The sequence below is a fragment of the Pseudomonas sp. IT-P253 genome (assembly GCF_949768125.1).
GTDB lineage: Bacteria > Pseudomonadota > Gammaproteobacteria > Pseudomonadales > Pseudomonadaceae > Aquipseudomonas.
In genome coordinates this window covers 69,253-82,324 of the sequence record NZ_CATKPT010000014.1, presented here as the reverse complement: position 1 = coordinate 82,324, position 13,072 = coordinate 69,253, and the positions used below count along the sequence as shown (strand labels likewise).

Annotated in this window: 9 protein-coding genes; 1 reads left to right on the top strand and 8 read right to left on the bottom strand. The window is 59.0% G+C overall.

Annotated elements, in window-relative coordinates:
- Nucleotides 1–43 precede the first annotated feature (43 nt).
- From ACM6IR_RS09935 to ACM6IR_RS09900, 8 genes are all read right to left on the bottom strand, one after another.
- Nucleotides 44–763, bottom strand: coding sequence for an OmpA family protein (locus tag ACM6IR_RS09935; RefSeq protein ID WP_414907554.1), 720 nt, complete (start codon nt 761–763; stop codon nt 44–46).
- 105 nt (nt 764–868) lie between these two features.
- Complete coding sequence (locus tag ACM6IR_RS09930; RefSeq protein WP_414907553.1) at nt 869–1,513, bottom strand: MBL fold metallo-hydrolase; 645 nt, start codon at nt 1,511–1,513, stop codon at nt 869–871.
- 101 nt (nt 1,514–1,614) lie between these two features.
- Nucleotides 1,615–2,193, bottom strand: coding sequence for a DUF4337 domain-containing protein (locus ACM6IR_RS09925; protein ID WP_414907552.1), 579 nt, complete (start codon nt 2,191–2,193; stop codon nt 1,615–1,617).
- A 191-nt stretch (nt 2,194–2,384) separates the two neighbouring features.
- Nucleotides 2,385–5,123: a LuxR C-terminal-related transcriptional regulator gene (locus tag ACM6IR_RS09920; RefSeq protein ID WP_414907551.1), complete on the bottom strand. Its 2,739-nt coding sequence runs from the start codon at nt 5,121–5,123 to the stop codon at nt 2,385–2,387.
- 385 nt (nt 5,124–5,508) lie between these two features.
- Entirely contained in the window at nt 5,509–6,873 is a 1,365-nt protein-coding gene (locus ACM6IR_RS09915; RefSeq protein ID WP_414907550.1) for a DUF1329 domain-containing protein, read from the bottom strand.
- A gap of 28 nt (nt 6,874–6,901) precedes the next feature.
- Nucleotides 6,902–8,839, bottom strand: a complete 1,938-nt coding sequence (locus tag ACM6IR_RS09910; protein ID WP_414907549.1) for a DUF1302 domain-containing protein — start codon at nt 8,837–8,839, stop codon at nt 6,902–6,904.
- A gap of 337 nt (nt 8,840–9,176) precedes the next feature.
- Nucleotides 9,177–10,859, bottom strand: coding sequence for a fatty acid--CoA ligase (locus ACM6IR_RS09905; protein ID WP_414907548.1), 1,683 nt, complete (start codon nt 10,857–10,859; stop codon nt 9,177–9,179).
- A gap of 299 nt (nt 10,860–11,158) precedes the next feature.
- Complete coding sequence (locus tag ACM6IR_RS09900) at nt 11,159–11,788, bottom strand: LysE family translocator (protein ID WP_414907547.1); 630 nt, start codon at nt 11,786–11,788, stop codon at nt 11,159–11,161.
- A gap of 313 nt (nt 11,789–12,101) precedes the next feature.
- On the opposite strand from ACM6IR_RS09900, the gene ACM6IR_RS09895 reads away from it, so the two are divergent.
- Complete coding sequence (locus ACM6IR_RS09895) at nt 12,102–13,067, top strand: 2-hydroxyacid dehydrogenase (protein WP_414907546.1); 966 nt, start codon at nt 12,102–12,104, stop codon at nt 13,065–13,067.
- The last annotated feature ends 5 nt before the right edge of the window (nt 13,068–13,072 follow it).

The following is a 13,072-nucleotide window of genomic DNA, read 5'->3' as shown; positions in this document are numbered from 1 at the left end:
CTTTGCACAATGCCCGTTTTTTTTGGGTCAGGTGTTATGGATACTACTGAACCTGGCCTGGTTGCTGACCGCCATACTGCTGACCTGGAATCGCCTTGAGGTTGACCTCGACCCGGCGGTTCTGCGCCCGGCCATTGACGTCAGCGTTGCTGGCAATCGGGTTATCCGGCCCGGCACCGCGTGCCGACAGGTTGGCACCGCTCACGCCCTGCGACGTCAGGTAAGTCGCCACGCTCTGGGCGCGACGCTGGGACAGGTCCATGTTGTGCTGACGAGCGCCGGTACTGTCGGTGTAGCCAACGATCTCGATCTGGTTCTGGCTGAACTCCTTGAGCGAGCCTGCCAGGCTGTTCAGCGGCTGATAGAAGCTGGACGCGATATTCGCCGAATCGGTAGCGAATGTGATGTTGCCCGGCATGATCAGCTTGATCTGATCGCCCTGGCGTTGCACTTCAACACCCGTGTTGGCCATGCTGGCGCGCAGCTTTTTCTCTTGCTGGTCAGCGTAGTAGCCATAACCGGCGGCGGAAGCACCGCCCAGAGCAGCACCAATCAATGCCCCTTTGCCACGGTTATCGTGGTTAATGGCAGCACCGGCCACAGCACCGGCCAAAGCACCGAGACCGCCGTATTTGGCGGTTTTGCTCATGCCTTGGGAACCGCCATCAGCCTGACCCTGGTTATCGTAAGGGCTAGGCGAGGCGCAGCCAGACAGCAAGGCCACTGCGGTGGCGACAATAATCAAACGACGCGTGGTGAACATGTAGAGCTCCTACTTTTTTGCATTCTATGGTGCAACGGACTTAAGCATTGGACCTTTTGCGGGCGTTGGATCATCTCGCCGGTCAAAAATTCCCCGTGTTACAAATCAGGCCCGCACAAAAGGGTTTTCGCGCATTTCATCGCCCAAACGCGTGTCCGGACCATGCCCGGTCACCACGGTTGCCTCTTCATCGAGGGTGTACAGCCGCTGCTTGATTGACCGCACGATGGTCGCCTGATCGCCACCCCACAAATCCGTACGCCCTACCCCGCGCCGAAACAACGTGTCACCGGCAATCAGCAGCTTAGCCTCTGAAAACCAAAAGCTCATGGAGCCCGGCGTATGACCCGGCGTGTGCAACGCCACGCCGCAGCCGCACGCCAGCTCCTCATCATCGGCCAGCCAGCGATCCGGCGAGGGCACCGGGGTGTAAGGCACACCGAACATTTGGCACTGCATTTCCAGGTTGTCCCAGAGAAATTGATCTTCTTTGTGCAGATGCAAGGTCGCGCCGGTTTTCTCTTTGAGCTGACCGGAGGCCAGAAAGTGATCGAGGTGCGCGTGGGTGTGAATGATACTGACCACCTTCAGGCCCAACGCGTCGAGCCGAGCCAGAATCAGCTCATGATTGCCCCCCGGATCGACCACAATGGCCTTTTTCGTGACAGGATCACCGATGATCGTGCAGTTGCACTGCAACGGGCCGACGGGGAAGGTTTCGCGGATAAGCAGGGGCTTTTCGGCTGCCATGGGTGTTCCTGTAAAGTTAATGGCACATTTCTGGTTCTGTGCAAAAAAGCGATGGTGATGTTTAGGAAGTAAGGCCCGCACCAACATGTTCGGCCATTACTTCAGATATGCAGCCATGCCATGGAGCCGATCAAGACACCAGCGCCAGCGGCACAATACGCGACCTTTTTCAGCCATTCCTTACGCGTCAACAAGGTGATCGCCGCCAGTGAAATGGCGATCTGGATAGCCGTCATGGCCTGGGCCCAGCGGTGATGCTGGTGCAATACTAGTTCGGATTTCGCATCCCACTCGCGAGCCTCGTTCTCAAGCACTTCTGCCTTCTTGCGTGCTTCTTCTTTCTGGTCCTTGTACCGCTGGGCTTCTGCAACGTAGTGCGCGGCGTCCAAGCCAGGTAGATGGCTCGCCAGTTCAGAAAGGTTTTGCCGGCTGGACTTGGCCTGGTAGTAATTCCATTCGTTGGAGGCTTCGGTTTTCGAGATGGCCGCGTTGTTCTTGTCCATGGCCGCCTCACTCTCCGTGGAGCCGGCCTGATAGCTGAGCAACGCACCAATGGTCGCCATGACCGCCGTCATCACCGCGATCTTGCTGGCGAAATCGTCGCCACGGGCATGAGCGTGGTGGGTCGCATGTTCAACATGTTGTTCGTGAGGGCTGGGGACTTCGAACTCTTCAGGCATGGATGTCGATCTTGAGGGATTGATTTCGGATGTTTTCAGGCAGCAAATGCCCGCGGCTTTATATCAATGGATCACCCGTAAGTCGACGCAGGGGACCGTCGTCCCCCCAGCAAGCGTGCAGCCACGCGCGGGAGGATTGAGCATCATGTCCTTCCTGCGAGTCCTGGTGTCGCGGATTGTAAAAAAAATCACTAGCCCAATACCCCCAACTCCTTGGCCCGAGCCACCGCCTGCGTGCGTCGCTCCACCCCAAGCTTGCTGTTGATATGGCTCGCATGGGTTTTAACCGTGTGCAGGGAGATGAATAGCTGATCACTGATTTCCTGGTTGGAACAGCCCTGCGCGATCAGTAGCAGGACAGCCATTTCCCGGGCGCTAAGTTGTTCCGCCGCACAAGCGGCCTCGGGCGCTGAACGGCCTGCCAATACTGGAAGTTTTTCGCAGAGGCTCTGTGCAACAGGCGTCGGCGCACTGAGTTGAAGTTGTCCGCGCAGCCAGTCCGGATGCTCAATCAGTAACCCGTCGAAGGGTTGCAGCACACCCCCCGCTGCCGCATCCATCGCCTGAATCAAGGCCTTGCGGGCCTCGGGTTCACGTCCACTCCCGAGCAACAACTTCACTTTCTGCGTCAGCACCATGACGCTGAGCATCTGCCTGCCGGTTTGCTGACCCTGCTCAAGCAATGCATTCAATCGTCCCTCGGCCAGCATCGGCTGCCCCTGAATGACCTCAAGCAAGGCTTGCTGCAATTCGATGTGCAGCGGCAGTTGTGGATGGAACTCTGGAGGTGCCGCCGCGTGCTCGCCGGTGTAGGTGTGGCCTAATCGCGCCAGCCAGGCCTCGGCCAGGTCGGTGCGCCCCTGGGCCAGCCAGAGTTCGCATTTGACCTGGGTGATCATCGCCAGGTAGTAGATCGGCGGTACGTCCCAAATGTGCATCAGACGTTCAGCTTCAGCGAGCTCGGCGAAGGCTTTGGCAAACTCGCCGCTGCTGCCTTCAAGCCTGGCGATTACACAATGACCGATCAATATGCTGATATCGCGACAGGCGCGCGCTTCAGTCAAACCGCTTTGCAAACGTACCCGGGCGGCTTGTGGCTGCAGGCGCAGGGCCAGCAAAAAACCTTCGTACAAGGTCAGTCGGGCACGTATGGCATAGAGGCGTTGCGGGGATAACCCTTGCAGGCGCTGCTGCCCCTGACGGACCTCATCGAGCGAACGAAGGACTTCCCCTCGCGCTTGCAGCACTCGCGCGCGGTCGTAATGGGCCAGCGCTTCGAACAACGGGTTATCCACCCGTTGCGCCAATTCCAGCGAGTCTCGGTTCAACGCGCGTGCACGCCACAAGTCACCATCGGCAATGGCCAGGTTGGACAGGGTTGAGAGGCACACCAGTCGCTGACCATAACGCTTGGCCGGAAGACTCTCCAGCGCTTCAGTGCAATAGAGCAGTGTCAGTTCGCGATTGCCGCGACCGCGAGCGATGATTCCACTCAAGGCGAGCCATTGCGCCAGCATGGATTTTTGCGCGGTGGCTGATGGGGCTGGCAGGAAGCGGCTCAAATGGCTGGCCAGCTCCTCGGCGGCGTCCAACTGACAGGCCAGCCCCAACGCCCAGCTGTAGAGCACGATAAGCCGCGGCGTACTGACCAGCAGGCTGTCAGGCAAATCCATCTTCCAGCGCAGCAACATGCCGACGTTCTGCTCGGCCAGCAGTTGTTCTTCAGAAAGGTTCTGTACCAGATTCGCCGCAACGTCGAGGTGTCCGGCGCGTAACGCCTGTTCCACCGCCTCATCGATCAATCCTTGAGCATTGAACCAGCGACAGGCGCGCAGGTGCAGGCTGGCGGCCGGCACCACCGTCTGAGCTGTCGGCCGGGTGCGCAGCAGGTCGGAGAACAGATGGTGATAGCGGTACCAGTGACCGTTTTCGTCCAGCGGCACCAGGAACACTTGATGAGCCAGCAGAAAGCGCAAGATCTCTGCACTGTCATGAGCTTCACGGACGGCGTCGCACAGCTCGCTGCAAAAGCGTTCCTGCGGGGCGGTGTCGTACAGGAATGATTGCACCTCGGAAGGCAGGCAGTCGATGACCTCTTCAAGCAGGTAATCGCGGATCAGCCCTTCCCCACCATGCAGCGTCTGGGGCAATGCACCCTGGGTCCCCGCTTCGGAGGCCGCCAGCAGCCAGAAACGCAACCCCGCGACCCAGCCTTCGCTGCGCTGAATCAAGCTTTCCAGCGCTTCACCGCGCAAGGAACTGCTGTGCCGATCAAGCAGGGTCAAGGCTTCGTCGTAGGTCAGGCGCAAGTCCTGCTCGTTCAACTCGAGCAGCTGCCGAGACAGTCGCAAACGCGCGAGATGCCAGTCCGGGCGCTGACGACTGGTGACCATGACCAGCAAACCATCGGGCAAATGATTGAGGAAAAATTGCAAACAACGATCAAGCACCGGCCCCTGGGCCAGATGGTAGTCATCGAGCACCAGCAGCAAGGGCGCCGTCGGCAGCAAGTGCACGGCCAACTCATCGAGCAAACCGTCCAGCCATTCTTCGAAAGCGAACGGTTGATGCCGCTGGCGCATTTTCAGCAACCCCAGAGACTGCCTCCCGAGCTGCGGAAAAAAATCCTGAAGGCCTTCGAGCAACCGCTCAAGAAAACGGCCCGGATCGCTGTCCCGTGGACTCAATCCGAGCCAGAGGCTTTGCCAATGAGCCGGCAGGCTCTGACAGAATTCCACTGCCAATGAACTCTTGCCAAACCCCGCGGGAGCGCTGACCAGCAATAACCTGCCACCCAGACCGGCACTCAGGCGTTCGCACAGGCGAGGTCGCAGCACATGGCCGTCGGGCAACGGAGGCCGGAAAAAACGTCCGTCCAGTGCCGCGACGGCAATGCTTGCAGGGCCCGGAAGTGGGGACAAATCAGTCATGGCCGGCTCTTGTTTGAATTGCTGTTGGCGGCATTGCAGATGTCCGCAGACTAGCGGTAAACGAAGAGGGAATGAAGATTAATGCTACAAATGGCTACAAAAAGGCTACAAACAACATCTTCAGCAGAAGTAGAAACTCGACGCAGAGCCGGGCCGTAGCAGCTGTCGAGCTTGCGAGGCTGCGTTCGGCTGCGCAGCAGTCGCCATATCCGGCACCGCGCCGTGACAGGCCAATTGAGGAGACAGGTCCTACGACTGCTGCGCAGTCGGACGCAGCCTCGCAGGCTCGGCAGCTGCTACAACGGACTGTGTTGATGCTCCAAAAAAAAACGCCCCGAACCAGTCGGGGCGTTTTTTCGAGGATGCGGCCTCAATTCAGTGCTGGTTAGCGAACACCGTCCTGACGCAATGCCGCCGGGGTAAAGTCGCTGGTGGTTGCACTGAAACCGAAGTCATACGCCGACTTTTCTTCGTTCTTCATGCCCAGTGCCAGGTAACGGCCCGACTGCAGGTCGTACAGGGTTTCCAGGGTGTACCACGGCACTTGAACGTTGTAGTAGTTCTGAGAGTGAGCTTCTGCCACACGCCAGAGCTGATTACGACCATCGTAGTGATCGATCACCGCAGCCTGCCAAGTGTCCTCGTCAATGTAGAAGTCACGCTTGGCATAGATGTGACGCTGACCTTCCTTCAGGGTTGCAACCACATGCCAGACCCGGCGCAGCTCGTAACGAGCCAGGTCCTGGTTGATGTGGCCGGCCTTGATGATGTCGGCGTACTTGAGCTGTGGCGAGTCGAGCTTGTAGCTGTCGGAGGCGATGTACATCTCTTTCTTGCCTTCGAGTTTCCAGTCGTAACGATCCGGCGCACCGTTGTACATGTCCAGGTTGTCGGAGGTACGCAGGCCATCGGCAGCGGTACCCGGTCCGTCATAGGACACTTGTGGTGCACGACGCACACGACGCTGACCGGCGTTGTAGACCCACGCCGAACGCGGTTCCTTAACCTGGTCGAGGGTTTCGTGTACCAGCAGCACACCACCGGCCAGACGTGCTGGCGCGGTCACTTTCTGCTTGAAGTAAAACAGGATGTTGCCCGGGTTTTTCGGGTCGTAATCCTTCATCTTGTCGCGGAACACGAACTGGTCCTGGAAGTACACCAGGCTAAACGAACCGTTCGGTTGCGGCGTGGCCTGGGTGACCAGACGGGTCACGCTGCCGCCGCGATAGCGGGTGATGTGGTTCCAGATGACTTCGACGCCGCTTTTCGGAATCGGGAACGGTACTGCGGATTCGAAGTTCTCCAGACCGTTGCCGCCGGACACCAGGTTAGTGGCAATGGCGTTTTTCTTGATGGCGGCGAACACGTCGTCCGGCACGGTCGCACCGCGATGGGACGGGTAGACCGGCATCTTGAAGGTTTCCGGGTAGCGCTTGAACATCGCGTACTGACCCGGAGCGAGTTTGTCTTTGTACTGGTCGACGTTCTGCGCAGTGATGGTAAACAGTGGTTTTTCACTGGCGTACGGGTCGGACAGGAAACCTTTGCTGTCTGCCGTACCGGCGTTTTTCGCCAACGGCTTCCAGGCCGGGATCGAACCGTCGGCGTTGCCCGCCATTTCGGCGCCCATTGGGGTCAGGCTTTTGCCCAGCTTGTCCGCTTCGGCAGCGGGGACCGCCGCCATGACACTGGTCGCCAGCAACGAAAGCCCCAGAACACCAGCGTGGAACAGACTCTTTGTTATTTTCATATGTGTGCTCGTCCTGAAAATACAGTGCTTAGAAGTTCACGCCAACGCTGAGCGCGACGAAGTCACGGTCATCCACGGTGGTGTACTTGCCGTCGAAGAAGTTGGTGTAGGCCAGGCTGGCGGTGTAGGTGTTCTGGTACTCGGCGTCGACTCCCAGGCTCACCGCTTTGCGGCCTTCCTCGAAGTTGCCGCCAGGGCCAGGCGAGTAACCGCTGACGTCATGGGACCAGGCTATGTTCGGCTTAAGGTTCACACCGGCAAATACGTCGTTGTATTCCCAGATGGCGCGACCGCGATAACCCCAGGAGTTGGCAGTGGTGAAGCCATCGTTTTCACAGTAGCGACTGACGTTGTTTTGCGGTCCGCCGGCCAGGGTGCTGGCGTTCAACGCCTCGCACTGACCATTCGGCAATGGCCCAGGGCCATAGCTCGGGTCGCGGCCATAACGTATTTTCGAAGTGCTTTCCAGACCGCCAACGTGCGTCAGGCCGATCTCGCCGACCAGCGTCAGTCGCTCGGCGCCCATCACTTGGTCGAAGAAGTGGGTAAAGGTCGTCTGGAACTGGGTCACTTCCTTGCGGCGATAACCTGGTTCATCCTGCCCTGGCGTTCCCTGGAGCAAGGAAACGTTAGGGTTCAGTGGTGTCAGACCGGAGTAGAGAATGTCGGTGGTGTTGATCTGAACCGGCGCATTCGGACGGTAGCTGACTTCACCGCTCCACGCAGTCCCCGTAGGCAGCGTGGTGGAGAAGCTCAGGCCATACAGGCGAATATCTTCCGGGTATTCGACGTAGTAACTGGAGTTCCCCGCGACCACCAGCGGCAGCAAGCTCGGAGCCAGCCCGCGGGCAACACCGACCGGAACGCCCGAGCCGACCAATGAGCCTACCAGGCCTGCCGCGCTATAAGCGCTCGCCGGAGCCCCCTTGCCGCTGAAAATCGGCGCACGGCTGTGGTAGTTCATGAAGTAGGCACCGAATTCGGTGTCCAGCGGGTCGAACATGTATTTGAAGGACAGGCCAAACTGGCCGCTGTCACGGGCATCGCGATCCGGACCACGAGGAACGATGACACCTTCATCCGGGTTACCCCAGGTGACGCCCTTGGCAGCGAGTGTGTTGATGCTGGCATTACGCAATGAAGCCGGCAGCCCAGCCGCCGCCAGTGAATTGTTCAGTCCGTTTTGGGTACGCAACACAGCCAGGTTATTGTTGCAGCCATCCGCGATCACGTCCGGTTGCGAGAAGAAGGTGCCGCAGTTGTCGACAACGGTCTGTTCCCAATTCAACTGGTAGAAGGCTTCGGTCGAGAGATTCTCGGTGAGGCTCTGGGACACGTAGAACATGTTGACCGGAATCAGGCCTTCCTTGATCTCGGCACCTGGCCGACGAAACGCGGAAACGTCGATCGGGTTAATCGAGTTGATGCCGCCGCCGATGAAGGTACTTTCACCCCAGCTCACGACCTGCTTGCCCAAGCGCACGGAGCCCGGCTCGTCGGCAATGGCGTAGTTGTGGTAGATGAAGGCGTCGAGGATTTCGCCACCGGAGGACTTGGCGCCTTCCTTGCGTCCATCGTTGCTGACGTTCTTGAATTCCAGGTCTTCGTTTTGCAGCGCAAAGTCGTACCAGTATTTACCTCGCACGAAGATGCCGGTGTCGCCGTACTTCAGTTCTAGGTCATGGATGCCCTTGAAGATCTTCGAAAAGGCTTGTCCGCTCTTGAAGTTCAAGTGGCCGTCATCGGACGTCTGGGACAGACCTTGCCCCCCGTTGTTGACACCAATCAGGTTCTTGTTCGGCTGCTGGGTCGACACACTCATACCCAGAGAAAGAGACGAGTCGAACTGACCTTCGATTTCACCAACGTTGAAACTGACGCCGAATGCTGGCCCGGCGAGCGTAGAAGCAAGACTGATCGCCAGGGGCAGTTTCGCCCGGCGCCAGAACTGGTTTACTGATGTCATCGACGCTACTCCATGTGCATTATTGTTATGGCAGTTAGCACTTCTAAAAACGCTGTGGTTGACTGGGCACCAAGGTGTCCCAAAGTCATTCCAAAGTTGCATCGCCCCGTTTTGTGCGTTTGCTCCGTTCTTAAAAATCCGTGAACGGACTATAGCCAGCAGGTAGTACTGCTTGATCCCTCTAAAGTGTGATTTGCAGCTGCCGGCCACTCTGGAACAGTCCTTTGCCAAGCCGACACCCGTCGGCACGGCAAGAATGACTGAAAACGCGAACTTCACAAGCCAAGCGCTTGCTTGGTGGGGCTGGCGTGCCGTTTATGGCACGCCAGGGGGGCGCTTAAAGCGTCGAGAGGAAGGTGCTGTTGTTGGCCTGCCATTCAGTAATGTCGACGCGAATCCGCTTCTTGTCGAGTTTGCCGACACTGGTCTTGGGAATTTCAGTAACAAGGGCGATCTGGCTCGGGATAGCCCACTTGCTCAGGTGCCCCAGCTCCACAAACGGCTTAAGGTGTTCCTTGAGTTCCCTGGCCCCTATCACATGCCCTTCGCGGACCACCAGCAACGCAAACGGGCGCTCGCCCCACTGCGGATCGGCAATGCCCACCACTGCTACTTCGCGTACCGCCACATGGCGGCTGATCAAGTCCTCCAGGTCCAGAGAAGAGATCCACTCGCCCCCCGTCTTGATCACGTCCTTGATGCGGTCGCGAATGTCGATCACGCCCATGCTGTCCAGGGTCGCCACGTCGCCGGTATGCAGCCAGCCCCCGGCCCAGAGCTCGGCCCCCTTGTGCGGCTCATTGAAATAGCCTTCGGTGAGCCACGGCGCACGCAGGACCAGCTCCCCTTGAGTCTCGCCATCGGCGGGCAGGAAGTTGCCTTCGGTGTCGACGATCGCCGCCTCCACTAATGGCCCCGGCACTCCGGCCTTGATCCGATACGTGGTGCGCTCGTCTTCAGTGCCTGCCATCAACTCGTCGTTGAGGTGAGCACACGACACCAGCGGACCGGTTTCCGACATGCCATAGGCGGCGGTCAGCTGAATGCCCTTGGCCTTGGCGGCGTCATACAGTGCCCGGTTCAACGCACTGCCGCCGATAACGATTTTCCAGCCACCGAAGTCGGTGTTTTGCGCAGCCTTGGAGTTGAGGACCATTTGCAGGATGGTCGGCACGCAGTGGGAGAAGCTGACCTTTTCCTTGCGCCACAGCTCCACCAGATATTCCGGGTCGTAGCGACCGGGATAAACCTGCTTGAGCCCGAGCATGGTTGCCACATACGGCAACCCCCAGGCGTGCACGTGGAACATCGGGGTGATAGGCATGTACACGTCGTTGGTGCCCAACAGCCGCACGCTGTCGATGGCCCCCATGATGGTCGACACCCCCATGGTGTGCAGCACCAGTTGCCGATGGGTGAAGTACACGCCTTTGGGATTGCCCGTCGTGCCGGTCGTGTAGAAGGTGGTCGCGACCGAGTTTTCGTCGAAGTCCTGGAAGTCGTACTGCGTGCTCGCGGCGGCCAGCAGTTGCTCATACTCGCCGATCAGGTTCGGCAGGTCGGCGGTTTTTTCCGGCAGGTCGGTCAACAGCAGGGTTTTCTCGACCGTGGTCAGGTGCCCCGCGATTGCCTGGTAGAGCCCCACGAACTCGCTGTTGACCAGCACGAAGCGGTCCTGGGCGTGGTTCATTGTGTAGAGGATCTGTTCCGGCGACAGGCGCACATTGATGGTGTGGATCACTGCGCCAATCATCGGGATGGCGAACATGCACTCCAGGTAACGATGGCTGTCCCAATCCATCACCGCCACTGTATCTCCGGCTTTTACCCCGGCCGCCGTCAATACATTGGCCAGTCGTGCGACCCGCTCGATCAGGGTCGGATAGCTGTAGCGTAACTGATCGCGGTACACGATCTCGCGGGTTTTCTCGTAACGAGCACCGGACATCAGCAGCCGTTTAATCAGCAGCGGATACTGGTAAGCGCCTTCGGCTGGGGGAATAACGCGAGTCTGTAACATAAGAATCCCTTTTCTGACTGCTCGGTCGTGACTGAAAGTAAGCACTCTAGTGCTCTTATACGCCAGCCAAATCAGCCAAAGGAATGATTTGTAGTGCCAGGCAAATGATGGCGTTGCGCCAGCACTCACAGCCACATGAACATAGAGCTGCCGCAGGCTGCGATCTTGTATGTTGACCGGAGAATGTAGGAGCGAGCTTGCTCGCGAAGGACGTTAACGATAATGCACCCTTCCCGAGTAAACCCGTTGCCCTCAAGCCCTTCGCGAGCAAGCTCGCTCCTACAGGGCGGCGCGGTTGATCAATGCATCTCGGTGAGCGCGAGTTTTACGCCAATGGCGATCAGCACTGCGCCCATCGTCCGGTCGAACCAGTGCCCCATACGGGCGAACCCGGCGCGCACCCGCTGCTGGCTGAACAGCATCGCCACCAGGCAGAACCACACAGCCGTGGCCACTGCGAGGTAAACCCCGTAGCCGGCCTGCACCGCCAGCGGCGTGTGCGGGTTGATCACCACGGTGAACAGCGACAGGAAGAACAGTGTGGCTTTCGGATTCAGACCGTTGGTCACAAAACCGGAAGTAAAAGCACCGCGTGCCGTGCGCTCGCCCGCCTCCTTGTGCAGATCGTCCGCCACCGGTTTCGCCGGTTGTGCACGCAGGGCCTTGAAGCCGATGTACAGCAGGTAAGCGGCGGCGGCCCATTTCAAGGCGTTGAACAGCACGATCGACTGCGACACGATCAGGCCAATGCCCAGCAGTGAATAGCCCACGTGGAGGAAAATCGCCGTACCGACGCCCAGCGCCGTCCAGGTACCCGCGCGACGACCGTGAGTCACACTCTCACGCACCACCACCGCAAAGTCAGGGCCGGGACTGGCGACGGCCAGCAAGTGAATCAGGGCAACGGTCAAAAACTCTGTCCAGTACATGGGGGGGGGCTCCTTTGGGCATTCTGGTCAAATAAAATTCCCGCCAACGACATCACTTGTAGCAGCTGGCGAAGCCTGCGTTCGGCTGCGAAGCAGTCGTTACCTGAGCGTGCGGGCTTTCTGAAAGAGCGCGGTGCTTGATTTCACGACTGCTTCGCAGCCGAACGCAGGCTTCGCCAGCTGCTACGGGGGCATCGTCGCTTCATTGCATAGTGCGCGAACTTAGCCACTTTGGTGCAATGGGTAACCATTTGTTTCATCTGGTAGGCTCGGCAGATTACGCCTTCAGTTCAATGCACAAAAGGTACAGTTGATGACGAACTCTCGCCGCGCCGTTTTCCTCGATCATCCATCGCTGGATCTTGGCGATCTCGATCTCAGTCCGCTGCGCGATTGCTTCGATGATTTGCAACTGTTTGCGCAAACCGCACCGGATCAAGTCATCGAACGCCTCAAGGGCGCTACCGTCGCCATCAGCAACAAGATCCTGATCGACGCCGCGGCCATCGCCGCCAGCCCCGAGCTGAAGCTGATCCTGATCACCGCCACCGGCACCAACAACGTCGACCTTGCCGCCGCCCGTGCTCACGGCGTTACCGTCTGCAATTGCCAGGGTTACGGCACGCCGTCGGTGGCGCAGCACACGATCATGTTGTTGCTCAATATGGCGACGCGCCTCGCCGACTATCAGAAAGCCGTTGGCGAAGGCCGTTGGCAGCAAGCGAAACAATTCTGCTTGCTGGATTACCCGATCGTCGAACTGCAAGGCAAAACCCTTGGCCTGCTCGGTCACGGCGAACTGGGCGGCGCGGTGGCGCGACTGGCCGAAGCCTTCGGCATGCGCGTACTGCTGGGTCAAATTCCCGGGCGCCCTGCCCGAGCGGACCGATTGCCGCTGGATCAACTGCTGCCGCAAATCGACGCGCTGACCCTGCACTGCCCGCTCAATGAACACACCCGCCACTTCATTGGCGCCCGTGAGCTGGCCTCAATGAAACCCGGCGCCTTCGTGGTCAACACCGCACGCGGTGGTTTGATCGACGAACAGGCGCTGGCCGATGCCTTGCGCAACGGTCACCTCGGCGGTGCGGCGACTGACGTGCTGAGTGTCGAGCCTCCGTCCGCTGGCAACCCGTTACTGGCCGCTGACATTCCACGACTGATCGTCACGCCGCATAACGCCTGGGGCAGTCGCGAGGCGCGGCAGCGGATCGTTGGCCAATTGACCGAAAATGCTCAGGGTTTCTTCAGCGGTAAGGCACTGCGGGTCGTCAGTTGATAGAC

What these genes read in the sequence shown, in the direction of transcription:
- ACM6IR_RS09925 (WP_414907552.1), bottom strand. Translation starts at nt 2,193, where the DNA reads ATGCCTGAAGAGTTCGAAGTCCCCAGCCCTCACGAACAACATGTTGAA.
- ACM6IR_RS09930 (WP_414907553.1), bottom strand. Translation starts at nt 1,513, where the DNA reads ATGGCAGCCGAAAAGCCCCTGCTTATCCGCGAAACCTTCCCCGTCGGC.
- ACM6IR_RS09935 (WP_414907554.1), bottom strand. Translation starts at nt 763, where the DNA reads ATGTTCACCACGCGTCGTTTGATTATTGTCGCCACCGCAGTGGCCTTG.
- ACM6IR_RS09910 (WP_414907549.1), bottom strand. Translation starts at nt 8,839, where the DNA reads ATGACATCAGTAAACCAGTTCTGGCGCCGGGCGAAACTGCCCCTGGCG.
- ACM6IR_RS09915 (WP_414907550.1), bottom strand. Translation starts at nt 6,873, where the DNA reads ATGAAAATAACAAAGAGTCTGTTCCACGCTGGTGTTCTGGGGCTTTCG.
- ACM6IR_RS09920 (WP_414907551.1), bottom strand. Translation starts at nt 5,123, where the DNA reads ATGACTGATTTGTCCCCACTTCCGGGCCCTGCAAGCATTGCCGTCGCG.
- ACM6IR_RS09895 (WP_414907546.1), top strand. Translation starts at nt 12,102, where the DNA reads ATGACGAACTCTCGCCGCGCCGTTTTCCTCGATCATCCATCGCTGGAT.
- ACM6IR_RS09905 (WP_414907548.1), bottom strand. Translation starts at nt 10,859, where the DNA reads ATGTTACAGACTCGCGTTATTCCCCCAGCCGAAGGCGCTTACCAGTAT.
- ACM6IR_RS09900 (WP_414907547.1), bottom strand. Translation starts at nt 11,788, where the DNA reads ATGTACTGGACAGAGTTTTTGACCGTTGCCCTGATTCACTTGCTGGCC.